General features: G+C 42.7%; 30 protein-coding genes. 11 read left to right on the top strand and 19 right to left on the bottom strand.

Going from position 1 to position 23,288, the window contains the following annotated elements; genetic code table 11:
- Nucleotides 1-300 precede the first annotated feature (300 nt).
- The 17 genes from ACXIUD_RS09730 to ACXIUD_RS09650 all read right to left on the bottom strand — a co-directional run bounded on the left by ACXIUD_RS09730 (nucleotide 301) and on the right by ACXIUD_RS09650 (nucleotide 10,417).
- Nucleotides 301-663 (bottom strand): hypothetical protein, encoded by a 363-nt coding sequence (locus ACXIUD_RS09730; protein WP_458052441.1) that lies wholly within the window; start codon nucleotides 661-663, stop codon nucleotides 301-303.
- Nucleotides 664-686: 23 nt separating this feature from the next.
- A complete protein-coding gene (locus tag ACXIUD_RS09725) occupies nucleotides 687-893 on the bottom strand; it encodes a hypothetical protein (RefSeq protein WP_458052440.1) in 207 nt (68 codons plus the stop codon).
- A 1-nt stretch (nucleotide 894) separates the two neighbouring features.
- On the bottom strand, nucleotides 895-1,473 hold the full coding sequence (locus ACXIUD_RS09720) for a Rha family transcriptional regulator (protein WP_458052439.1): 579 nt from the start codon (nucleotides 1,471-1,473) through the stop codon (nucleotides 895-897).
- A 341-nt stretch (nucleotides 1,474-1,814) separates the two neighbouring features.
- A complete protein-coding gene (locus tag ACXIUD_RS09715; protein WP_458052438.1) occupies nucleotides 1,815-2,114 on the bottom strand; it encodes a hypothetical protein in 300 nt (99 codons plus the stop codon).
- Nucleotides 2,115-2,301: 187 nt separating this feature from the next.
- Nucleotides 2,302-2,571 (bottom strand): hypothetical protein, encoded by a 270-nt coding sequence (locus ACXIUD_RS09710; protein WP_458052437.1) that lies wholly within the window; start codon nucleotides 2,569-2,571, stop codon nucleotides 2,302-2,304.
- 71 nt (nucleotides 2,572-2,642) lie between these two features.
- Nucleotides 2,643-3,029 (bottom strand): hypothetical protein, encoded by a 387-nt coding sequence (locus tag ACXIUD_RS09705; protein WP_458052436.1) that lies wholly within the window; start codon nucleotides 3,027-3,029, stop codon nucleotides 2,643-2,645.
- Nucleotides 3,029-3,451, bottom strand: a complete 423-nt coding sequence (locus tag ACXIUD_RS09700; protein ID WP_458052435.1) for a hypothetical protein — start codon at nucleotides 3,449-3,451, stop codon at nucleotides 3,029-3,031. The genes ACXIUD_RS09705 and ACXIUD_RS09700 overlap by 1 nt, the downstream gene beginning before the upstream one ends.
- Before the next feature lie 76 nt (nucleotides 3,452-3,527).
- Nucleotides 3,528-3,965 carry a hypothetical protein gene (locus ACXIUD_RS09695; protein WP_458052434.1) on the bottom strand — a complete coding sequence of 146 codons (438 nt, stop codon included), beginning with the start codon at nucleotides 3,963-3,965 and terminating at the stop codon, nucleotides 3,528-3,530.
- The gene (locus ACXIUD_RS09690) at nucleotides 3,962-4,822 is read right to left on the bottom strand and encodes a hypothetical protein (RefSeq protein ID WP_458052433.1); all 861 of its coding nucleotides are present in this window, start codon (nucleotides 4,820-4,822) and stop codon (nucleotides 3,962-3,964) included. The genes ACXIUD_RS09695 and ACXIUD_RS09690 overlap by 4 nt, the downstream gene beginning before the upstream one ends.
- A gap of 127 nt (nucleotides 4,823-4,949) precedes the next feature.
- On the bottom strand, nucleotides 4,950-5,414 hold the full coding sequence (locus tag ACXIUD_RS09685; RefSeq protein ID WP_458052432.1) for a hypothetical protein: 465 nt from the start codon (nucleotides 5,412-5,414) through the stop codon (nucleotides 4,950-4,952).
- The gene (locus ACXIUD_RS09680) at nucleotides 5,354-5,977 is read right to left on the bottom strand and encodes a DUF3164 family protein (protein WP_458052431.1); all 624 of its coding nucleotides are present in this window, start codon (nucleotides 5,975-5,977) and stop codon (nucleotides 5,354-5,356) included. Before ACXIUD_RS09680 ends, ACXIUD_RS09685 begins: the two co-directional genes overlap by 61 nt.
- Nucleotides 5,978-6,202: 225 nt before the next feature.
- Nucleotides 6,203-6,526, bottom strand: coding sequence for a hypothetical protein (locus ACXIUD_RS09675; protein WP_458052430.1), 324 nt, complete (start codon nucleotides 6,524-6,526; stop codon nucleotides 6,203-6,205).
- A complete protein-coding gene (locus ACXIUD_RS09670; RefSeq protein WP_458052429.1) occupies nucleotides 6,507-6,803 on the bottom strand; it encodes a helix-turn-helix domain-containing protein in 297 nt (98 codons plus the stop codon). The genes ACXIUD_RS09675 and ACXIUD_RS09670 overlap by 20 nt, the downstream gene beginning before the upstream one ends.
- Complete coding sequence (locus ACXIUD_RS09665) at nucleotides 6,800-7,192, bottom strand: hypothetical protein (protein WP_458052428.1); 393 nt, start codon at nucleotides 7,190-7,192, stop codon at nucleotides 6,800-6,802. Before ACXIUD_RS09665 ends, ACXIUD_RS09670 begins: the two co-directional genes overlap by 4 nt.
- Complete coding sequence (locus ACXIUD_RS09660) at nucleotides 7,185-8,063, bottom strand: AAA family ATPase (RefSeq protein ID WP_458052427.1); 879 nt, start codon at nucleotides 8,061-8,063, stop codon at nucleotides 7,185-7,187. Before ACXIUD_RS09660 ends, ACXIUD_RS09665 begins: the two co-directional genes overlap by 8 nt.
- A gap of 66 nt (nucleotides 8,064-8,129) precedes the next feature.
- Nucleotides 8,130-10,160, bottom strand: a complete 2,031-nt coding sequence (locus ACXIUD_RS09655; RefSeq protein ID WP_458052426.1) for a hypothetical protein — start codon at nucleotides 10,158-10,160, stop codon at nucleotides 8,130-8,132.
- A gap of 29 nt (nucleotides 10,161-10,189) precedes the next feature.
- On the bottom strand, nucleotides 10,190-10,417 hold the full coding sequence (locus tag ACXIUD_RS09650) for a hypothetical protein (RefSeq protein WP_458052425.1): 228 nt from the start codon (nucleotides 10,415-10,417) through the stop codon (nucleotides 10,190-10,192).
- Between the two features lie 90 nt (nucleotides 10,418-10,507).
- Between ACXIUD_RS09650 and ACXIUD_RS09645 the strand changes: the two genes are divergently transcribed.
- From ACXIUD_RS09645 to ACXIUD_RS09625, 5 genes are all read left to right on the top strand, one after another.
- Entirely contained in the window at nucleotides 10,508-11,011 is a 504-nt protein-coding gene (locus ACXIUD_RS09645) for a helix-turn-helix domain-containing protein (RefSeq protein ID WP_458052424.1), read from the top strand.
- Between the two features lie 571 nt (nucleotides 11,012-11,582).
- A complete protein-coding gene (locus tag ACXIUD_RS09640) occupies nucleotides 11,583-12,752 on the top strand; it encodes a Gfo/Idh/MocA family protein (RefSeq protein ID WP_458052423.1) in 1,170 nt (389 codons plus the stop codon).
- 90 nt (nucleotides 12,753-12,842) lie between these two features.
- Complete coding sequence (locus ACXIUD_RS09635) at nucleotides 12,843-13,895, top strand: sugar phosphate isomerase/epimerase family protein (RefSeq protein WP_458052422.1); 1,053 nt, start codon at nucleotides 12,843-12,845, stop codon at nucleotides 13,893-13,895.
- Between the two features lie 23 nt (nucleotides 13,896-13,918).
- Complete coding sequence (locus ACXIUD_RS09630; protein WP_458052421.1) at nucleotides 13,919-14,332, top strand: c-type cytochrome; 414 nt, start codon at nucleotides 13,919-13,921, stop codon at nucleotides 14,330-14,332.
- Nucleotide 14,333: 1 nt separating this feature from the next.
- Nucleotides 14,334-15,065 carry a 3-keto-disaccharide hydrolase gene (locus tag ACXIUD_RS09625; RefSeq protein WP_458052420.1) on the top strand — a complete coding sequence of 244 codons (732 nt, stop codon included), beginning with the start codon at nucleotides 14,334-14,336 and terminating at the stop codon, nucleotides 15,063-15,065.
- Between the two features lie 96 nt (nucleotides 15,066-15,161).
- On the opposite strand, the gene ACXIUD_RS09620 is transcribed toward ACXIUD_RS09625, so the two are convergent.
- Both ACXIUD_RS09620 and ACXIUD_RS09615 read right to left on the bottom strand, forming a co-directional pair.
- Nucleotides 15,162-15,584, bottom strand: coding sequence for a rhodanese-like domain-containing protein (locus ACXIUD_RS09620; protein ID WP_458052419.1), 423 nt, complete (start codon nucleotides 15,582-15,584; stop codon nucleotides 15,162-15,164).
- 82 nt (nucleotides 15,585-15,666) lie between these two features.
- The gene (locus ACXIUD_RS09615) at nucleotides 15,667-16,395 is read right to left on the bottom strand and encodes a lysophospholipid acyltransferase family protein (RefSeq protein WP_458052418.1); all 729 of its coding nucleotides are present in this window, start codon (nucleotides 16,393-16,395) and stop codon (nucleotides 15,667-15,669) included.
- Between the two features lie 110 nt (nucleotides 16,396-16,505).
- Between ACXIUD_RS09615 and ACXIUD_RS09610 the strand changes: the two genes are divergently transcribed.
- From ACXIUD_RS09610 to ACXIUD_RS09585, 6 genes are all read left to right on the top strand, one after another.
- A complete protein-coding gene (locus ACXIUD_RS09610) occupies nucleotides 16,506-17,228 on the top strand; it encodes an acyl-[acyl-carrier-protein] thioesterase (protein ID WP_458052417.1) in 723 nt (240 codons plus the stop codon).
- A 566-nt stretch (nucleotides 17,229-17,794) separates the two neighbouring features.
- Entirely contained in the window at nucleotides 17,795-18,862 is a 1,068-nt protein-coding gene (locus ACXIUD_RS09605) for a c-type cytochrome (protein WP_458052416.1), read from the top strand.
- Complete coding sequence (locus tag ACXIUD_RS09600) at nucleotides 18,859-20,229, top strand: hypothetical protein (RefSeq protein ID WP_458052415.1); 1,371 nt, start codon at nucleotides 18,859-18,861, stop codon at nucleotides 20,227-20,229. Before ACXIUD_RS09605 ends, ACXIUD_RS09600 begins: the two co-directional genes overlap by 4 nt.
- A complete protein-coding gene (locus tag ACXIUD_RS09595; RefSeq protein ID WP_458052414.1) occupies nucleotides 20,220-20,555 on the top strand; it encodes a thioredoxin family protein in 336 nt (111 codons plus the stop codon). The genes ACXIUD_RS09600 and ACXIUD_RS09595 overlap by 10 nt, the downstream gene beginning before the upstream one ends.
- A 164-nt stretch (nucleotides 20,556-20,719) precedes the next feature.
- Nucleotides 20,720-21,946: a helix-turn-helix domain-containing protein gene (locus tag ACXIUD_RS09590; protein WP_458052413.1), complete on the top strand. Its 1,227-nt coding sequence runs from the start codon at nucleotides 20,720-20,722 to the stop codon at nucleotides 21,944-21,946.
- Nucleotides 21,947-22,052: 106 nt separating this feature from the next.
- Nucleotides 22,053-23,273, top strand: a complete 1,221-nt coding sequence (locus tag ACXIUD_RS09585) for a helix-turn-helix domain-containing protein (protein WP_458052412.1) — start codon at nucleotides 22,053-22,055, stop codon at nucleotides 23,271-23,273.
- The last annotated feature ends 15 nt before the right edge of the window (nucleotides 23,274-23,288 follow it).

Genomic DNA, 23,288 nt, shown 5'->3' with positions numbered 1-23,288 from the left:
TCACCTGCGGCGTGATAAAAAACTCCCGACTCAGCTCCGACAGACAGTCGTCATACCGACGGCGACAGATATGCGCATGGTAATAAAATCTACAGCACATCGCATGATCACGCTCTTCCAAGTACATATTGCGCTGGGACTGCCTGCCCGGGGATGCTATCGAGCTGGGGATCATATCGTCATACAATGCCTTCTGTCCACGCATACCGCAAAGTACCGATTAATCACAACCCATAAAAAACCCCCAAACCTAAAGTTTTCCACATAAAAAAAGCCCCTCCGACGGGGAGGGGCTTGGGATTATTTTTTTAAAATCCAATTTCCTTCTTCATACTCTAGCAAAGGAGGAAAATCTTTGCCGATCTGTTTGTAATACTTTTCATAGATTACTTTAACATCATCATACTTTTTTTGCCTTTGCTCAGGCAAAACTTTTTTTAGTTGAATTTCATGTAATTGAGTCCATATAAATTCATTTAAAGCTTTGTGTGCAGCCTCTTGATCGTTAAAAGAAAGATGTTTTACATAATCATAAAAGAGATTTTCTTCATCTTTTTTTAAGCTTTTAGCAATTTTACCGACATTATAAGCTAGCATGAAATAGACAATTAAAATTGTCATACCTAACAGGAATTGAATAATTAAAATTGTTTGTGCATCCATTTATTAAGAAAATTTATGGAGGGCTAAGCCCTCCGGGTTAAAGATTGAGTGTCAATTTGCACCATATTTTGCAGTAAGTCAAGCATCCAATAATCTACCTCTCCGGTATCTCCGCTATTGGTGTCTTTCATCTTCATCACCTGTATGATGCTGTCCAGGTAATTGCGGTGACTCTCTACATCCGCCTTGGGAATAAAGATCACCATGCCTTCTTCTTCAAATCTTACCATATCACTGCAGCTTATGGAGTGACTGAGATACCATATCGACATCATAGCCGATAACCAACTGAATACCTGTGCGCTTATTGTACAGTGCCCGATCCACCAGAGCAGCCAAGATACGCTTGGAGCGGGTGTGGCCGCACTTGACCTTAGATACCGTCTTAGGTGACACACCGAGGTCATTGGCTATCTTGACCTGATCACCAAGGATCAGCCACTTGTCAATCAATGACAACAACTGCTGCTCGTCCTCCCGGAGATTAAGCCTTTTCTTAAGCGCTTTATTCTCCAGCTCCAATTCCATCCATCGCACGACCAGCCTTGCACGCACTTCGTCATTAAACTTGGATGCGATGTAAAGGCTTTCTGCTTGATTTAACAGGTACATTGGTTTCTTTCGTCCTCTGGAGTCAATGTATTCAATGGGCTGAAAATTCAGCCCAGTAACTTTCTTCCAGCTTACTTCCTGATTCCTAATTGACTGTAGTAAGTTTTTGTGAAGGGTCTGAGTAATTTCAGCCATTTCGAGAGAGGTTATTCTTCGCTCATTTTTGGCCTGAGCTGGGCCTTGAATTGATTGTAACATAATCGTGAGATTTTGACATTTGGATAATCCCTATCCTCGGAGGCACATAAAAAGGGACGGTGCCCACTTCCCGCTGTCAAGACCTCTCACAAGGGCTTCCATAGCCATTACAACCATGGAACGGGGTTAGGCACCGCTATTTTTAACTATCGGGCATAAAAAAACCCGGCAGCAGTGTCGGGCAACTCTCGCTGCCCCTGTGATTAAGAAGTCTTGACACTGCTAATGTACGAGAAAAAATAAAAAATGGTACATGTTGATTTGATTTTTTTTTGTGTACCGCCTGCCAACGTTCGATTAGGGGCATTGAAACGCCCCCAATCTCGGCGTTATCGGTCATGCTAAGAACCCGACACAATTGACAGGAATTTTTCATTAGCAATCTTATTGAACTCTTCCTCTGTGATTTCTTCACAAAAACCCTGAATGTTTCTCCATAAATTGTGATAATCAAACTCCTCAAAGAAGTGTGGAAGTTTGTTGAACTCAACTAACATTATTGCATGTTTTGAAATGGGAAACATATACCCCGCAAAAAGAATAGCTGTTCCATTCCAATCTTTACTACCCTCCTCTCCAAAGTTTAATCTGTATGCAGAATTGTGACCTGCATGGTCTTTGAAAAATTTGATGTTTGACATTGTGTTTATTTTTTAAGTTTAAAATTATTTTGACAATGAAGCACGAACCGATAACATGCGTTTGGCTCAATGGCGGGTTTAGTGCTTAATTGAGCTTTGTGCCTCGCATCGGCTTTTGTGGTATATTGACAGTTCTGTGCTCCGAAAACCGCCACTGCGCCAAGCGCAACCACGTTGGCAGTCAGTACTAATTCATATTCCTGAGCTTGCCCCAGTGCTTGCGGATGATACTGCTCTTCCGCTTCCAGCGCTCTCGCTCGGGGACTTCCAGCATCTCGGGCATTTGCTCCGGAAAGAGGTCGTCCCCCAGCTCATAGCAGGGCGCAAAGGGATTGTGCTCGATGTACTCACTCACTTCATGGTTGACCACCGCCTTACCCACAAAGTACCCGATCGCCAGTCCTATACTCAGCGCTCCCAATGTCACCGTCAGATAGATTAATAATATCTCATTCATAGTCTCTTGTTTCTAATGTCTAGTCTCTCGCTCCTGCTTGCAGCAGGCAAGTCTAATCTCTCGCTTCTCTTTTAAACCCCCTTTAAAAACTTTAAATACACCTTTTCAAAGGCAGTCACCGTGGCTGCGAGCTCCTTGATGGTCATGTGGTCGGGTTTCTTTTTGACCGGGCCGTACTTGATAGCCCATCCGTTGACCTGCTCCATATTGATCTTGCCGGGCTCTTTGGTCCATCCCATCTCGTGGGCCATACTGATGAGCTTATTGACCATGCGGTCTTTGACGGCCTTGTCCTCGGAGTTGAGCATGCCGATCAGTATCTTGGCTTCTTCCTGTGTGAGGTCTCTGAGGTGCTTGGTCCTACCCTCAGAGACCTGTAGGACGATTTCCTCCTTCTGGTCCGCCAGTCCTGCCTTACCGAGCAGCATCCTGACGTATTTGATTTGCTGTCCTGTCATCAGTTGGTCTTGAGTTTGGTGGATTCCTTGACTACTTCCAGACTCGCTTGGAAGGCCTCTCTGCGTGCCGCCTCTGCCCGTGGCATCATGACCAGCTTGAAGTCCAGTCCATTTCTATCCATCGTGCCCTGGATAAACTGCTGCATCACATCCATTAGCTCGATGACCTTGATACCCGTGGTCTTGGCGGACACCATGCGCTTTTCCTCATCATTGGGGTCTCCTTGGATGGTGACGATCCCGATCAGTGGATATTGATTTTGCAAGCCTAAGACCTGCTCTATGATAAAGTCCGCCCCTGCTTTGAAATCTGTCTTGATAGCATCCGCTGCCGCCGGTGCACTCTCCATTCGCTCCTTGCCCAGCATCTCCAATGCCCTGGCTTCCGCTCCCTGTTCGATAATCTCGTGAATTTTAATCATGGTTTCTCTTGTTTCTTGTTTCTTGTCTCTAATTTCTAATCTCTAATCTCTCGCTTCTCGCTTCTAATCTCTACTCTCAGCTCGTCAAGCTGCTCCACTGATTCCTATAAGCTTCCTTTTTCAGGTAGTTTTCCGGATCGAGCTTAGCCCGATAGCTTACCCGCTTGAGATAGGCATCATACGGCTTGATACTCGACAGGCACTCAATCCTGTCTGCATCGCTCATTTTTGCCCATAGCGGTTCGCATCGGTGGCGGTTGGCTTTTTTGTTGTATGCATTCCAAAAAGCATCAAAGCTCAGGTCCTCTGGTACCACTTCCATTTTGGCCGGAATGGCATCTGCGAGTTTCTTCAATTGCTCCGGAATGAGTGGCATATTTTCCAAAATCCACCTGTAATTTGCATCCTTCATTTCTGCGGCGTTTTCGAAGTAGGTCAAAAGGCCGTTAGAATAGCCAAAAACGAGCTTTCCAGTGAATTTGGCGGCTGTAATTGTGTACTTTATTTGTGTCATACCCCTGTGTTTTGGTGTGTTTTTTTGCTTCTACCCCCCCCCTTATCTTTGGGGTTTTGTGCTTCTACCCCCCCTTCTTTCGTTGTGTTTTTGTGCGGATACCCCCCATCTTTGGCGGTAGGATTTGCACTGTACCCTTCCTCTTCGGGTGGTTTTTTCTGCCGCTTCCCCTTGGTCTTGGGAGGCGCATCCTGCTGTAGCCTGGCAGCGAAGAATGCCGGGTTGACAATCCTCGCCCTGTCTTCCCAGACGATGTAAGGCTCAAAGCCCCCGTAGCGATTTTTAATAGGAGTGGCGATATAGTGACTTACAAAGATGCCCATCCCCCCATCGAAGATGATCCGCTCGCTGATAGCCTTCTTGATCGTGCCGCTCTTGGTGCTGTGGGCGATGAATAGAAAGGTCTTTTTGTGTCCGTACCTATTCTTGAGCATCACATAATCCTCCCAATCAAAGCCCGTGTAATCAATCGAGTCGATGACTACCACATCCGGGCTACTGCGCTTGCGCAGGTAATCGTCCAGGTCTTCGATCAGGCTTTTGCCTTCTGGGATGCCTGCTATGGGGTCGATCGGGTAGAAGTATCCCGTGACTTCCTCCATATTGTTGCGCTTAGTAGACATCTGGAAGTCGGAGCCGTGGCGCTGCTCATAACTCAGCCACCCTACCTTCTTATTGAGCAGTGCCAGCATCTTGGCCAGCTGCACCACAAACTCCGTCTTACCATTGCCAGAAAATCCGTATATCACTGCTATAAAATTATGCGGAACCTTCCCCAATGTACCTGCCCAGGCTTCCGGTACCGGGAGAAACTGAAAGCGCATCTGATGGAATTGCTTTACGCCTAATACTTTCATCTAATGATTTGTTGTCTGATTACTTTTTTACAGCTACCGCATATGGTTAGGTCTATCCTACCCCGGTAGCACTGATCTGCATTTTCATGGACAATTAGGTTAGGCGAATTGCAGCAGGGACTTAGTTTCATGACTGTACCCGCTTTTGTTCGATCATCAACCAAGCTATTTTCTCAGCCATCAGGTCCATTTTTTCACACACGGCATACTTGAGCGCTGTTTCGTTGGATTGTAATTCCATCAGCTCGCTAGCTGCCATATACAGTGCCCCAGCCTTGACCAGCTCCCGTATCCTGCCTTCGGTGGTAGGCTCTCCCGGCTTCCAGCTGCTTTCCTTATAGGGCCAGCAATGCGGTACGCCGTTGCGATCCTTGGGCTCCATCTCATAGGAAGCAGCCGCCAGTATGAGGTTGCCATAATCGTTGAATGCATGATCATACTCGGGTGTAAAGCCCTCTATCCTAATCTGCCGCTGCCGCTCATCCCTGATGAGTTTAAAAGCATCCTGCACAGCTCCAAACAGTATCATGCTCATATGCTCGCAAAGTTGAGTTGTATATCCTGATACTCTCCCTGATCGTCTCGCACCCATATCTGGTAATACTCTCGGGTGGATGGCCTCCTTACAGATCGGTCTATAAGCGCCATAGCCTCATCGTATCGGGCATCCTTCACACGGCTGGCGTGTCTCTTCAATCCCAATACACGCTTGGTATCCAGCTTCCCGGCGCTTGTCTGAAAGGCTTCCATCACCATGGGTTTCACAAAATCCTTCGCACCTACCAGTCCATCGGAAAGCAGCTCGTCAAGCTTCTCTTTAGCCAGCTGAATGGTGTTTTCGTCGAAAGTAATTTGGTCATTCACTTTGACCATCACCTTGATAGAGCGGTCAAAATTATAGAAGGTAGCAGACCCCTTGCCCTTGCCGATAGTGCCGTTTTCTTTGGTAAATAACTCATATAATCGCTCAGCTTCTTCACGTACCTTTTCCTTGTAGGCGCTCAGCTTGGTATGCAGATCGTAGGCCGTGACCGCTAGCTTGTGTATGGCATTTTCAGCGGCTCTCTCGTACTTGGTTGTACGCTCATACGGGATCGTAGTCCCTGCCTCATCAAGCCACAGCTTGTCAGAGGACTTCTGTTTTGTGATTTTCATTTGGTATTGGTTTTAAGTGTTTTGATTGATACAATATTGGCTTGTGGATAGAATTCCGAAAACCAAATCTTAGCGTGCTCTTTTGATGCAGCTGCGATGGTAGTTTCGAATGGTTTAAACATGTCTCGTTCCATCCATTTGGGCTTGTACTTAATTAGGTAATGGGGTTTCATCTTGTTTCTTGTCTCTTTTTTCTAATCTCTCGCTTCTCGTCTCTCGCTTCTATCAAGCGTACTCCCGATCTATCTCAGCCACGATATTTCTACATACAATCGCCTCATACTGATAGTCGCTCCAAATTTCCTCAGTCACCAGCTGATGAAACCACAGGTGCAATCCCATAGCCTCGCTATGAGATAGGCTCAATGTGTGCTTTACCTTGTGCTCGGAAAGCGACTTAGCCAGCTTGATGGTGACCTTTTCGAGCACCTGCCTTACAAGCGTATCTAGGAGATTTTCGGCCATATCCTTGGGTGTATGTAGATGTATCATCTTGGTGAGGAGTACGCGAAGTGCTTCCAGCTGTGATTTATTGAGTTTGATTTTCATGGCTTTCTATCTTTTGCATGAGGGATTGGTAGGTATTGCGGTAGCTCTGATAGATCATCAGATATGACTTCATCGTGTCGATATGATGCAGTATGGTAGTGCGGTCCCTGCTGAGGACTTGCCCTATTTCCTGACTATTGACTCCTCTATTAGCAAGTATGAGGGCTATCATTCGCCTACAATCTACCAGCTTGGATACCCTGTTGGGAGTGATGATAGCCTCATAGCTTAATCCCATCTCAGAGGCTACCAATACGGCTATTTCTATATTACTCATCTCACAGCCTCCTTGACAAGTCCATGGATCATGTTGCGCCAGGTATCTTCCAGTATAGCCGCATGTGGGCGAAACTGCACACTCTCGGGATTGTGTAGCTCACGATAGAAGCCTTCGAGCTCATCCCGGAAGAGTAGCCCAGACATCTCCACAAACTCACGGTCTCTAGCCGCCCAGTGGACGAGCCACCATGACCAAAAGGCCTTATGGCTTGGCAGCTCATTGATCATCGGGATATTGCCGTAGTTATATCTCAGGTAGGCAATGCCGCAAGCCTCTTGAAATTCTCCGTAGGCTAGCTCACTCCACCCAAGCAGATTGAGCACCTGCACCTTTAGCCGCTCTTTTTCCTGACGGAAGGTCTCTATCTGACTTACCTTCTTAGCCATGTTGCACCCCCTTTCTACGATTGGCATGTACCAGCCTTTCCACCCGCCGAAGGTCATTATCCGCATCATTGATGATGGCTGTGATAGTCGTAGGATCGCTGATACCGTTGGCTGTAATGACGGCTTTTTGGTCTCCCACACTTGGACGAGGTACTTCTAGGAATTTTCTACCCAATCGGCTGTATATCTCCTTATATCCCTTTTTGTTGAGCCTTAGGCCACGTTCTACACGCTTTTCGAGATAGTCGGTAGCGAGTAGGATGATACCGCACTTACCTTCCAAATGATTGTACAGTGTGATGAAAAAGTAGAATACCTGGTCTGTGAGCTTATCGGCTTCATCCAAAACGATAAGGGGCTGCTCTACCTTGCGGACCTGACTGATGACCTGTGACATCATCTCACCCACGGTATAGCCTCCCGAGTCCTTGCCCATCTTGCGGAGCAGCTCAGCAAGGAAGGTCTTACGGTTCATAAACTCAGAGCAGCTCACGATAAACGTATTCTCCTCATGCTCCCAATGCTTACAGGTATGCGTTTTGCCAGTACCTGCATCACCGATTACCCCAAAGGTGAGGGCGTGATTTTTGGCGTCTGAAAATAGATGTCCAATCATACGGCTGGAGCGTGTCTCTACTGTCACCCATGCAGTCCCGGCGATATTGGATACCTGCTTTTGTACATTTCTCCACGCTTCATCAGAGATCATATCCCACTTACCGTTGAGCATATTAGATATGTACGCATTCGAGATACCAGAGAGCATTTTGGAAGCCCTGTTGGCCGATCCTCCAGAACTTACTTCCACATACTTGCGCAGATCATCGGCGATTTGCTGTTTTGTTTCGATAGAAATCGTTTCTTTTGTCATTGCTTTTTTATTTGGTTTATAGTTACTTTTTGGCAGGACAGGGCTGCACTCCTGGACTGCCTGTTTTTAATACATTCCGTAGTAATCGATATTGTCTTCCTGTTGGTCTTGCTGTTTTTTGGGCTTTTTGTAGCTGTTTTCTAAAAGTGCTTTTTGGTCACTGTGGGTGATACTCTTCTGCATGACTCCACCTAGGAGGCGGCTTTCGGCATCGATACCCGCTCGCTCAAGATCACTTTTCCAGTCTTCACCAAACTTCTGGATGGCTGGAAGTATGGTCTTTTTCTCCAAGAGTAAGCCGTTGATCCGCTCACGGTCTCCCTCCTCATAGTCTGCAATGGCAGAAGGTAGTAGCTTGTATTCTTTGGCTGTAAAGCGGAGCGATTTGCCATCTGTAATGAGTACTTCTGACAAGTCCTGCTCATCATAGATCACCTGCACCCGCTTACCTATATGCTCAAAAATCTGCTGCTGGCTCAGTTCGTAGATGCGCTTTTCGCCCAGTAGCGTAGGGGTGATGCCCTTAGCAGTGATTTGGTTGAGATGCTCATGTACCTTACCGAATATCTGTAGCCTATCCGCAGGGGTGAGTAGTTGCTTTTTGGACTTATCAGAAGCTTGGAAGGCTTCTACCCATTCCTCCAGACGGTTCTTGTCAGAGCCTTGCCGCTTGCTTAGCCGTAGTCTGTTGATAAACTCCTCGATCATGGACCAGCCTTCCTCGATCGTTGGAAAATCCTTTGGATTGAGTATTTCGGTGTTGAGCTTTTCCTTGGCAGTCACATTGTGTCCGGAGTAGTTCTTCGGAAATAGCTTCTTTAGCTCCTGATGCCACACCACGCCAAATGCCCGCTCGATGTATTTGGTCTGCTTGTTTTTGAGCGCAGCCGGTACGAAAGTGGCCATAGAACTGTAGAAGCCCTCTAGGTCTGTGGTATTCTTGCCACTCACCCCCCATCTGTCCGTCTGTATTTCCTGCCATAGGTAGGCATCTCCAGTAAGTCCCTGCACATGTCGCTGGGCGTTGCGGTAAGCTTCTTTTATGAGTTCTTTGGTAACGCTAGGACCTACGGCATAGCCTAGTGGATAATCATTGAAGGCATCCATGACCACGTATAATACGGGGCGAAACCATTGATTTTCCTTGTACTTTTTCTTACTGCCATCCGATAGCGTCACCTCATAGGCAGGCATAAAAAAGAATGCATCAAATACGTTATCGTCACTATTGACCCGAAGTAGGGGAGCAGATGGGCGCTTGCGCTGGCCTTGCTTACTTACTTTGGTGTATAGCGTACCCATACCCTCACGCTCCAAAAGCAGGTAATTGGCCCACTTTTTCCGCCAGTACCCCACAGTCCCCGGGCTGATCGTCTCCCGTCCGGTCTCGATAGCCCAGTCATTGTAAGCCGATGCGATCACAGTGTCGTCATGCTTATTGCGGAGGCTCAGCATGCCTTTAAGCAGAGACTCAGCTACATCATCTTTGACCTTTTTGGAATAGTCGTTGCCAAACTTGTGGACTTCTATCAATGACTCATAGCCATCCTGCGCATACACCTTAAGCTTTTCCTTTAGCCTCTTGGCATTGACAGGGATATTGACACCTTTGCGCCTGATGATATCCGTAGCCTCGTCCCAAAACTGCATAACAGAGATATTCAATTCCCGCTTAAGTGCTGCCTTATCCCCTGTCATGCGTAGGAGCATATTAAGCCAGCTGGCAGCCTCCGTGTAGCGGTGCACATAATTGATCTGTGCTTTACCCCTGAGGTCCGTATCGGTATTTGGTAGCTTATCCCCGGTGGGAAGTGTGTAATCTGTGTAGTACCTATGTGCGGCATTGTCCCATACTACGGCATTGATGATAGGCATCCGAGATGCATATAGATAGGGGTCACCGTAGATTTCACGTACTTTAGCCTTGTACTTGGAAGGCATAGACTCGTATTCTACCAGTACTTTACGGCCATTACCCCCAAGTCCATGTACTTTTATGTTACCTCTGAATTTTGAAGCATCGTATACCTCTTTAGTAAGTATTTCAGGTACTAGTTCAGAGTATTCAAGGCATAAAAGACCGTCTAAGTATTGCATGGCTGAGTGGTTAAAAAGGAGGTTACGGATTAGGACACAATGCGCTCTATCTCCTTGATCACGGCCTTATGGCCATCATTGGAGAGCAGCTCTATAGCAAGTACCTGCTTGGCTAATGGGGTATTGGTATTGACCAGCTCAGCACGTAGCTTCTTTACATAGCTTACCGAGCATCCTGCCAGCTCTGCCACTTCCTCAGCGGTCAGTCTGTAAAACTTTTTGGTACGTTTGGTTTTTTTCCTTGTATCTTTGCTCATATTGTTTATTCTTTGATGTTCAAATATACAGAATGTCTGAATTTTGGCAAATAAAAAATAAAGTATTTCTGAAATTTAAATTGCAGAATAATGGAAAGTACTGTACATCAGCATTTTAAAATTGCTGTAGATACGTTGCTAAATGATAAAAAAGCAGCATCTAAAAAGGAAATAGCCGAAAAAATAGGCATGAGCCCATCTTATTTTTCAGAATTACTGAAAAATAGAATAAATCTAAGCGCTGAACACATTCAGAAATTCTGTATATATTATTTGGTGGATCCATGGTTTATTTTTGGAGAAACAAAGGATATTTTTGCAAGTACCCCTATAGCTAAACCCCAAAAACCACTAGTTAACGATAGTAATTTTGAAACTAGCCCACCCCGTAAATCGGGAAATGTAAGCCCAACTTTGGCCAAAAATGTAAGCCCAACTGTAAGCCCAACTCCAACAATATGCCAAAATTGTGAGGAAAAGGAGCGGTTGATAGATGCACTCCAGGAGGTGATAGAAGCACAGCGGATGGCCCTCCAGGCCCAGCAGACAGCCCTAGACCTCCTCAGTCCGGCTGAGAAGAAAAAAGCAGGCTAAAAGTATCATTTAAGCGTTTTTTTGGAGTTTTTTAGACTATCCCACCCCATATCCAGCACCCACCGGCGCCATTCTTTAAAAGCAATTACACTATTATTTAAAACCCCTTTAAAAAATATAACCATAATTCAATCAAATTCCCCCACTTGGTACATCTGGTTTTTTACAAAAGTGCCTTTCCAGCCTGTTTGAACACTTTTCGAACATCTATATTGGTACATTTGGTTTTTACCCCCTTAGAATTAGAAAATACTGCGCTTTCATGTTTCAAATTGTGGATTTTGCCTGAATGAAGCTCAACCGTTCATAAAATCATTCAGCAATTGATACAGGTTGAACACAGTTTTGCATGAAAATCAACTTAACTTAAATGCATGATTACTTATCTATATCTAAGTTAGTAGTGATTTCAATCGATTGAATAAGTTTGAACCTTCTTTACTGTATCCATTTGATTTTGTCCAAAAAAAATGATTGAACATTTAATTTTAGAACAATGGAGAGATAAAAAATGCAGGTGATCGTTTAAAAACAAATAAAAACTCTTCAAAAAAAACAACCACAACACACAATGAAAACTATGAAAAAGTTGAAAATGGGAATGATTGGTGGAGGGCCGGGGGCTTTTATAGGTGCAATTCACAGAAATGCTGCATTAATGGATGGTCTAATCGAACTTGTTGCAGGAGTGTTCAGCAGTAATCCTGAGAAATCCAGGCAAGCGGGGGAGGAGCTTATGCTTCATCCCTCAAGAGTGTACAGCCATTATGATGAGATGTTTGCTAAAGAATTGGAACTTCCCGAAGAGCAAAGGATTGACATTGTTTGTATTGTTACTCCAAATAATGTGCATTATGACCCTGCTAAAAAAGCACTTGAAGCAGGTTTTCACGTGGTGTTGGACAAGCCTATGACTTTGACCTACGAGGAAGCGGTGAGTTTATACAAGTGTATTCAATCCAGTACCTCGTTATTTTGCCTCACGCATACCTATACAGGTTATCCAATGATCAAACAAATGAAGCAAATGATTGCAGAAGGTGAAATTGGTACAGTGAAGAAAGTATATGTGGAATATCCGCAGGGCTGGTTATATAGATTATTGGAGCATGAAAACAAGCAAGCTTCTTGGAGGACGGATCCTGCTAGAAATGGAAAAGCAGGTTGTTTTGGTGACATAGGAACACATGCCTTCAATATGGCAGAGTATGTCACAGGTCTTGAAGTAACAGCGCTTTGTGCTTCCTTGCATACTAAAGTGGCAGGTCGTCACATCGATGATGATGGGGCATTGTTACTTCAATTCTCCAATGACGCAAATGGGGTTTTGACAGCCTCCCAGATTAATACAGGTGCTGAAAACAACCTCAAAATTCGGGTGTATGGAGATAAAGGAGGCTTGGAATGGGAACAGGAGTTGAATAATTCGTTGGTGGCCCGATGGCCAGATAGACCTGCTGAAGTTTTCAGAGCTGGGACTTCTTATTTGGGAAGTTTAGCACAGGCAAATACCCGGACGCCCGCAGGACACCCAGAAGGATATATTGAAGCATTTGCCAATATTTACAGAAATTTTGCTCGGACGATTTATGCCCAGCGAAAAGGGATAGTGCCTCAGCCTGAATGGTTGGATTTTCCAGGTGCAGAAGATGGAATCCGCGGGATGGCATTTATTGAACATGTCTTAAAAAGCAATCAAAGCAGTCAAAAGTGGATACCTTTTGAGGTACTGAGGGATTAATTCAATTCTGAAAACGTACTTTCAATACAGATTTTATTAATTTAGCCTTTCAGCTGAATAAATGAATTTCACCTAAATAAACCTAAATCCATGAAAACTATCAAAGGTCCTGCAATTTTTCTAGCGCAATTTGCTGATGATCAAGCTCCTTTTAATTCTCTGAAAAATATTTGCGAGTGGATGGCCACCAAAGGCTATAAGGGAGTCCAAATTCCTTCTTGGGATAAGCGCTTGATTGATCTGGAGTTGGCGGCTAACAGTCAGACCTATGCAGATGAGATCAAAGGGATAGTGGAAGAGACAGGGATGGAAATCACGGAACTCTCAACCCACTTACAAGGGCAGTTAGTGGCTGTACATCCTGCTTATAATGAGTTGTTTGATGGTTTTGCACCAAAAGAAATGGCTGGAGACTTGCAAGCAAAAACTGCATGGGCCACCCAACAATTGATGTATGCAGCCAAAGCCTCCGCAAACTTAGGGTTACAGGCACATGCGACATTTTCCGGTGCTTTGATGTGGCATTTGGTATACCCGTGGCCTCAAAGACCAGCTGGTTTGGTGGATACTGCCTTTGATGAATTGGCTAAGCGTTGGTTGCCGATTTTGAATGAATTTGACAAATACGGAGTAGATGTTTGCTACGAGTTGCATCCAGGGGAAGATTTACATGATGGGATCACCTTTGAAACATTCTTGGAAAAGGTTGATCTGCATCCTCGTGCCAATATTCTATATGATCCATCGCATTTTGTATTACAGTGTTTGGATTATGTGCAATTTATCGATTTTTACCATGAGCGCATCAAAATGTTCCATGTGAAAGATGCGGAATTTAACCCTACTGGGAAGCAAGGTGTCTATGGTGGATTTCAGGGATGGGTAGAAAGGGCTGGAAGATTCCGCTCCTTGGGTGATGGACAAGTAGATTTTGGTGCTATCTTTAGCAAACTTTCTCAATATAATTATGATGGTTGGGCTGTATTGGAGTGGGAATGTGCCATCAAGCATCCTGAACAGGGAGCTGAGGAAGGAGCTCCATTCATTCAAGATCATATCATTCGAGTAACTGAGAAAGCCTTTGATGACTTTGCCGGAACCGGTGCAGACGAGTCCTTCAACAAACGGATATTGGGAATTTAAAAAAACAAATAAATAGAATTATCATGAAAGTACTAAAATCATTATCAATCGGCTTGATGGCCATCGCTACGTTGAGTTTTGCTTGTAGCGGAGGCGGATCTTCCTCAGAAACTGCCAGTTCAACACCTGCAGCCCCTGTAAAGGTTAGTTTGGAGGATAAATACAAAGACGATCCTATCTTTATTGAAGGTTCGGCAAAAGCGAAGCAAGCTGGTTGTACTGCCTGTCACATGATCGAGCGGAAAATCGTTGGTCCATCCTACGCAGATGTAGCAGAAAAATATGAAAATACTCCTGAAAATATCGCAATGTTGACAGCACACGTCATCAATGGGAATGTGGGAAACTGGGGTGAAATTCAAATGCCGGCTCATCCTCATTTAGCGAAGGAGGAAGTGGAAACCATTATTAAATATGTTCTTTTATTGAAGCGATAATATGAAAAATACAGCTTACATAGCATTATTAGGTGCGTCCATGTTGATGGCCTGTGGAGGCTCGTCAGATGAAAAAGTAACCGAGGAAGTGGAGGAAGTTGTTGCGAATGATTGGGTGAATTTATTTGATGGAGAGTCCTTTGATGGATGGAAGAAATTTGGTGGGGAAGAAGTAGGTGCCGCTTGGAAAGTTCAGGATGGCGCCATTTATTTGGATGCTACCAATAAAAAAGATTGGCAGACAGCTGACGGAGGAGACATTGTTACGGAAGGTGAATTTGACAATTTTCATTTTCAAGTAGAGTGGAAAATCTCAAAAGACGGTAATTCTGGCATCATGTTTTTTGTGCAGGATACTGGAGAATATGCCTATCCTTGGATGACAGGACCTGAAATGCAGGTATTGGATAATGACGGACATCCAGATGCTAAGATCAGAACCCACAGAGCGGGTGATTTGTATGATTTGATTGAATCTAGTGAAGAGATGGCCAAGCCTGTCGGAGAATGGAATCTAGCTGAAATTATAGCGAAAGACGGAAATCTTGAATTGCATTTGAACGGGACCATGGTGGTATCCACTACTATGTGGACTCCTGAGTGGGAAGAGATGATTGCCAATAGCAAGTTTAAAGACATGCCTGGGTTTGGGAAATATAAGAAAGGAAGAATTTCCCTTCAGGACCATGGAGATGAAGTTTGGTTTAGGAATATCAGAATCAAACAGTTGTAATCCTTACTGACCTGATTTAAAAATCGTTGTGTCGGTTTTCTGCGATGCACAAAAACAACAACTTAAAGAGGCTGCCAATTTTGGTAGCCTCTTTTTTTAGCGAGTAATTGGATAGCGGTATCGTGCCCAATCTACTATTCCACCTTCCAAATTATAGATTTTTTCAAATCCATTTTTCTGCAAAATCCGAGCAGCTTGCATGCTTCTTGCCCCGACTGTACAATACACATAAATGGCTTGGTCCTTTGGGAGATCTTGGATTTTGGTTTCAAAATCTGAGCGGTAAATATCTATCAAGACAGCATTGGGGATTTTTGACTGATTGAATTCTGCTTGGGTACGAACATCCAGAAATATCCCCGGAGTTTCGGTGCTGATTTTAAGGAATTCATCTGCTTTGACTCGGTGGATTTTGCCTTTTACTGTCCCCAAATCAGAATTTCTAGTGTCTTTGGGCTGACAGGAAGCAATAGCAAAAAGAGTCAACAGAAGAGTGCCTGTAGTGATTATTCTGTGCATATATATCAATTTATGGCGAAAAATAAATGCTTTTATTCTATATAATTGTAACTGGTGTCACTTCTGGCTTGGAGGGAGATCATTATTCATGCGTTAAAATCATAGCTTCTAATCTATTGTAGCTTTTTTCCATCAATCCATTGTAGTCATTGCTTGGTTGGTAAGGTTTAGGGTCTATTGGTGCGGAAAAGTAAATTCGAACTACTCCAGGTTTTAATAAAATAGAACCCCGCTTCATTATTTTGTCAGATCCAATAACAGCCATCGGTAAAATGGAAATTCCAGTATCTACTGAAATACGGAAAGCCCCCTTTTGAAATGGGAGCAATGTTTGATCGCTATTATTCCTCGTTCCTTCGGGAGCAACGACAACGGAAATTCCATTTTGAAGGATTTCCAAGAGTTTTTGAACAGATTTTTTTCTAGACTCAGGACTTTTTCTATCTACCCAGACAGCTACTCTTGAGAGGAATAGCCCAAAAAAGGGAACTTTGGAGAGTTCTTTCTTCCCGATTGCTCTGATCTCTTGAGGGATAGCTATAGGTATGACCGGTGCATCGATGAAAGAGCGATGGTTGAAAATGTAGATGTAGGGCGTATGGGGCTGAATATGCTCTCTTCCTTCAATTTGGTAACGGATGCCTGATAAAAAGGACCATGTTTTGGCCCAGAAGCGAATAAAAAAGAAGGAGATTTTGCCTCCTTTGGGACTGATGAGGAGGGGAATGAGCACAAAAAGACCTAAGAGCATCATCAGACTAATGAAAATTAACGCAGCATAAATCGTGTAAATCCACTGAATGACTTTCATTTCTTCGTAGGGTTTGGTATTTTTACGCAAGTTTAAACAATTTCTTTACTCTTTGCTTGCAAATAGCCCCTGATGCGTGAATCGGGGGCTTTTCATTTATCTTCCTGCCTATGAATCAATCATTTCAATTTGAGAAGGATTTTGAGGTTTTGTCATTTCAGATCGACCCACAAGGGAAGCTGCGATGGGCCTGCCTGGCAGATATGATGCAGGAGGTGGCTTGGAGGCATGCAGATAGCCGTGATTTTGGTCAAAACCTCTTTGACCTTGGGTATATGTGGGTCATGTCCCGCTTTGAGATCAAGGTTGACTCCTTACCATCCTGGGGGGAAAAAATCACGGTTAAGACCGCAGGAAGGGGAATCGACAAATTGTTTGCTTTGAGAGAATTCCAAGTAGTTAATGCAGCAGGGAATGTCTTGGCAACTGCTATGTCTGCTTGGTTATTATTGGATATTCAAAGCAAGCGTCCCCAAAGACCTGATAGGGTGCTGCCATCTGAATTATTTGCCATGGTAAATGATAGTAGCTTAACACCCGCTAAGGTAGTTACTCTACCAAATATGATGGATGCAGGGGTCATTCAGGTGAGGTATTCGGACTTGGATATGAATAATCATGTCAATAATGTGAGCTACATTCGCTGGGTAGAAGACTTTATGCGGGAGCGAAATTGGACTATCCAAGCTGTTTTGGTCAACTATCAAGCTGAAATTTCTGCAGGACAGCTTATCCACCTAACCCATCATTCCCAGGAAAAACAGATTATCATCGAAGGCAGAGTAGAAGAGAAAGTGGTTTTTTCAGCGCTTGCTTCCGTAGGTGAACAGTGAACAGTGGTTGGGAATGAAGAATGATGAATTTGGAATGATAGTGGGCTGAATGGTAGTCGTGGAGTTGACAGCTAGCAGTGAATAGTGAATTGTGGTTCTGCTGTCCGAGATTTGCAATCTCGGTCGGTAGATAAAGGGGGGATTTGTAATCCCTTAGGGAATTAGATTTTTGAAATGATTTCTCGGTTAATTTTCTCAGAGAAGCGTGTATCAATAGTCGTGGGTTTTAACCGGGCATTGGAGGCGAACAGTAAGAAGTGAACAGTTAGCACTGACAGTGACTTTTATAAAGGTTTTTCAAATGCCCTGAAGGGGCATAACAATAGTAACCACGGGTTGCAACCCGTGGATAGCAAGTCTCTCTCCTCTTCTGCCCTGAAAGGGCAGCATTTTCTCAATCCAAGAGAAATCTATTTTTCAAAATTTGTTGTATCTTCTTTTCATCTGTGCCTAATCTGTACAATCTGCTAGATCTGCGCGCTCCATATTTTCTTTCGTGTGACATACGTCACAGCAAAGCTTTTATTTTAATTCTCAATTTTGTAAATAGGATTAACATATAGCCCATGAAAAATATCTTTGAACCATTTCTGAAAATCCTTTCATTGCTCGTGGGACTCCTCGTAGGAGTGACATTTCTAATTGCATTGCTGATTGGTGTCGCTGTATTTTTATTTACAGGTGGGTCCCTTCCTAGCTTACAATCCAATGAATCTTCTACGCCTATTATACAAGCAGTAGTGGAAGTCTACAGAGGAGTAGTTCCGAAAGAGGGGATGTGGCAAGCACCGGATTGGTCTAAAGTTGACGAGGAGCCCAATGCAGATGCCATCAAATATGGCAGAGAACTGGTAGCGAATACATCAGAATATTTGGGTCCTAATGGTAAAGTCAAGAAACTATCCAATGGTATGAATTGCCAAAACTGTCATTTGAATGCTGGTACGGCTCCTCTGGGCAACAACTATGCAGCCGTATCTTCAACCTATCCAAAAATACGTGCACGATCTGGACAGTCCGAAGATATTCCCAAGCGAATCAACGATTGTTTCGAGCGTTCGCTCAATGGTAAAGCCTTGGACGTAAATAGCAAGGAAATGATTGCAATGGTAGCCTACATGGAATGGTTGGGTAAAGATGTGCCCAAGGGAGAAACTCCCAAAGGTGCGGGTATTTATGAGGTGCCATTCTTAGATCGTGCAGCTGATCCCGTCAAAGGAAAAACAGTCTATGCACAACAATGTCAGTCCTGTCACATGGAAGATGGGCAAGGAATGATGAAAGCGGATAAAACAGGGTATGTCTATCCCCCGCTTTGGGGAGAGCATAGTTACAATGATGGGGCAGGATTATTTAGGATGTCAAGATTTGCTGGTTATGTAAAAACGAATATGCCTTTAGGAGCAACTTTTGAAAGGCCATTACTGACAGATGAAGAGTCTTGGGATGTGGCAGCTTATATCAATAGCATGGAGCGACCCAAGAAAAATATTTCCAAAGATTGGCCCGATATCTCCAAAAAACCGATAGACCATCCTTTTGGTCCATTCTCAGATGAATTTACTGAAGAGCAACATAAATTCGGACCATTTAAACCAATCAAAGCCGCAAGGGAAGTGATTGCATCGAAATGAAAAAATTAATTTTAGTAAGCTTTTTTAATTTACTAGTACTTATACAACTCCACGCACAAGAAGAAAAGTCAAGTTCAGGGTTTCCCATCGAGGGAACCTTGGGCTTGAGAAATTATTGGATGTCCACCAGCTATTGGGAAGACTTCAAGGGTGATTTTGCACTAGGTCAAAGTGGATTCGTTCGATTAAATACCAAATCTTATAAGGGGTTTTCGCTAGCGACCCGCTATACAGTGTTTGCCAATCTTTGGAGTTCTGATCTCTTGGATAGAGACCCGATTACGGGAAACTTTAACCGTTATGAAGTCGGGTTGTTTGATGTGGTGAATCCTGAGAAAACCTTTTTTGGCAAGTGGGAAGAACTGCAAGTGCGCTACGATTCTGAGAAATTCCAAGCCATCTTGGGTAGGATGGATATCAATACCCCATTTATCAATCCTCAGGATGGGAGACTATCTCCCACATTTATTGAAGGTATTCAGTTACGCTATAGTCCCGATGCTAAAAACAGTTTTTATGCCTATGGGATTACCCGTATCAGTCCTCGGTCAACTTCCGAATGGTTTGAAATCGGTGAATCTGTTGGGTTATACCCTGTGGGACAGTCTGAGTTTGGCAAACCATCCGAATTTAGAGGAAATACGCGTAGCCGATGGGTTTCCATTGTAGATTGGAGGCATCAGGCTACTAAGGATATGGCTATTGAAGTTAATAATACCTTGGTGGATAATATCTCGAATACCCTTTTTTCCCAAGTCACCAAAGATTGGAGAAGGGCTGAGGGAAGAAATACCTTAGTGACAGGTTTGCAGTTGATTTTGCAGAACGGGATAGGAGATGGTGGAAATCCTGATTCTATCAAGCGCTTTAAAAACCCTGATGATATCAATGTAGTCATCTCAGGGCGGTTGGGGATAAAAAATCCGCGTATGCAGTTTTTCACGGCCTATACGAGAATTGACGGCCGAGGGAGGTTTCTCAGCCCTAGAGAATGGGGAAAAGATCCTTTCTTTACCTTTATTCCAAGAGAACGGAATGAAGGATTTAATCAAGTAAACGCATTCACGTTATTTTATCAACGTAATTTGCCCAGACATGATTTGCAGATTTATAGTTTTGCGGGGCTACACTTTCTTCCGGATCCAAGTAATGCAGCCATTAATAAATTTGCCTTCCCATCCTATGCACAATGGAATATAGGTACGCGATATAATCCGAGTAGCTGGGGAAAAGGGTTAAATTTTCATTTGCTTTTGATGAGTAAAATCAATTTGTTGCAAGGGGAAATGAGGCCACAGTGGATTTATAACAAAGTCAATTTGGTTCATGTCAACTTTATTACGAACTATACGATTCAATGGAAATAAATAAGTGCATTTCTCAAGACGAGTTTGGACAGCTATTGCAGCAGCATCCAGCAACCTTAATCTATTTTTTTCAAGATACCTGTGGAGTCTGTGCCATGTTGTACCCCAAAGTGGAGACCATGGTAAAAGATCATTTCCCTCTATTGGAAATTATTCGGATAGAAGCTGAAAAAAACCGGGAATTGGCAGGTCAGCTTCGGATGTTGGCCATCCCAGGTATTATGTTAATGTTGGATGGAAAAGAGTATATGCGAAGTAATGGGTTGATGGCTTTAGGGGAATTAAAGAATAAAATTGAACGGTACTATGGGATGATGTTTGGGTAGAAATAAAATTATCCAAAGTTCAGATGTAAACATCTTGTGAAAGGTGATTTATGTCATGATTTTATATGAGTTAGCGCTTGTTTTTTTTAGAACATTTTTAAGTTCTTTGGTTGCACGAATAAAAATCATCATATATATTAGTTACATCATAAAACCTTCGCACAATGGAATTGCAAACACTCTTTGGGATAACACTGATTGCTATTGCACTGGTCAACGCGATTATATTCATAAAAAAAGGTCAATTGACAAAGCCTCTAGCCCTTTTTGGTTGGTCTTTGTTTTCATTGAGTGTATTTGTCGGCAGTTTTTTATTTTTTATTGAGGGAGAATTTTTATTAAAATTTCCCTTTGCATTCCGCGCTTACGCTCCAACATTTTTTTTAATCGCACCCCTCTTTTATTTGTACCTCAGAAATACACTCACCAACACAATTCATGTCACTTGGAAGGATAGCTTCCATTTGCTACCTGCTTTAGGGGTTTTACTATCCTATATTCCGATTTATACATTGGATTCTCAGAGCCGTTGGGAGTTGATGAATCAGCTGCTGGCCAACCCTGATGCGATTCATTTGATTGGTGAAGGGTATATTCCTACTGCTTGGATGCCCTTTCTCAAGATGTCTTCGTTTATAGTGTATGCTTTTTTATCTGGAAAACTATTGATTCAAAGATGGGAAGCTTGGAAGAATTTATCTTCTTTAGGGTGGCTGAAGGTATCGGTATATTTCTTCGCTGGAATTGCCTTTATATTTATTCTGTTTTCATATAAGCAAATTTTGGATATCCGTGAAGTTTGGGAGACACAAGTTATCACAACCTTCTGCTTTGTATCTATGTATCTGCTAGTCATATTATTGAATTTATATATAGGACTTTTTCCAGAGCAAATATTTACAACCTCAACCTTTGAAACACAGAAGACCAAGCTCACTTTAGAAAAAGGGAGAAGTTATTTTCATTGGATTACTTTATTCAAGAATACGTCAATTCCCGAAACTTCACACGCAAATGATTATGAACAAGCGCTATCAGATGAACAGTTTAAATCCATTGATTTGATTATAAGGCAGAATAAATTATATCTGCAAAAAGACTTAACCCTCTTAAAATTATCTAAGATTATCAATATATCTAGCAGAAAATTATCATCTCTGATTCATGAACATACAGGAAAAGGATACAGTGACTTTATTAACTGCTATCGCGCTTCCTTCGCAAAAGAAAAAATCGACGAGGGATACTTAAATAATTACACGATTGAAGCCTTGTCTGACCAAGCTGGTTTTAATTCTAGGGTTACTTTTTACAATGTCTTTAAAAAAATACAAGGTGTTTGCCCAAGCGACTATCATAAAAGGAATATCGAAGGATTAAATTTTTCTTAGGTTAATATTATGCATTCTGTTTACATACAGTGTCATTTTGTTGTAATTTTAGCTTTGTTATAAAACATCCTAATAGTTCATTGGTGTTTCTAACTTTATGCTGGTTATGAGTTTATTTGATTTAGGTGCTGTTGTTCTCTTGTCCTTCGCTTTTATAAGTGCATTATCCTTGTCGCTTAAGCCAGAGTTAACTTTGCTTAAAAACAGAACATTGGGACTATCGTTGATGATTTACAGTTTGTTTGTTCTTGTTTATTTTTTATGGTTTAAAGCAGGATTTATTTTAAAAGCTCCGTTTTTATTGCGAACAGTGAATCCGCTTATGTTTTTCGCTTTGCCTTTATTTTATTTTTATGTTCGAAATACCGTAAAACAGCTCCATGGTTTGCAGCGCTGGGATTGGATTCATTTTTTACCTGGGATGTTACATATAGTGGAGTTGATTCCTTTCTACGCCATGCCTTTGCAGGAAAAGAGAGTAATTGCTGAACAAATTGTTCAAAATCCTCACTTGCTGGACGAATTGGCTGTTGGTCTTATTCCTGGGAATATAGTGGATAGCGTCAGGATTTTGCTTCAATTAGGCTATTACATGGTTTCCGTTTCGATCATCAACCGTATGAATCCCGGTTTTTTAACAACTGTGGATAAAAATAAGCTTCAAAATTGGCTGTATGTATCGGTCATTTTGATGGGATTACTGGTTTTTTCTCATGCTAGTTCGTTCTTTTTAGAATTACTGAGCAACAGGGGGATTCAATTTGGAGGTATAGTCTATCAGTTTTTATTGTATGGTATTCTCTTAGCCATTGCAGGATTGAGTTTTTACATACAGTACAAGCCCGAATTTGTATACGGATATCATGAATCATCTTCTAAAGTAGATGTTCGTAATAGACCTTCAACGAATTTAGAAAAGAATATTCATATCAATCTCACTAATAATCTCCAAGTTTCCGAGGACATTGCAATAGCAGAAAATATATCTCAGGTTGATACTAATGAAAAACTAGCTCAATTTTTAGAGGAAAAATACTATTTGAGGCAGGATATCAATGCTAGTGAGTTTGCTGTTCAAATTGGTGTTTCAAAAAGACAACTATCAGCATATCTAAAAGACCATTATGGTAAAGGTTTCAAGGAATGGATAAATTATCTTCGGGTTCAGGAAGCTGTTCGTAAAATCGATGAGGGGTATTTGGATACATTTACCATAGAATCATTGTGTATGGACGTAGGTTTCAACTCTAGAATAACTTTTTTCACTGTATTTAAAAAAGAAATGGGGATAAGCCCCTCAGAATACGCCAAACAAAAAATAGATTAAGTATGGAATCTTATT

This window comes from Mongoliitalea sp. (assembly GCF_054166905.1).
This window is presented reverse-complemented; position numbering and strand designations above follow the sequence as displayed.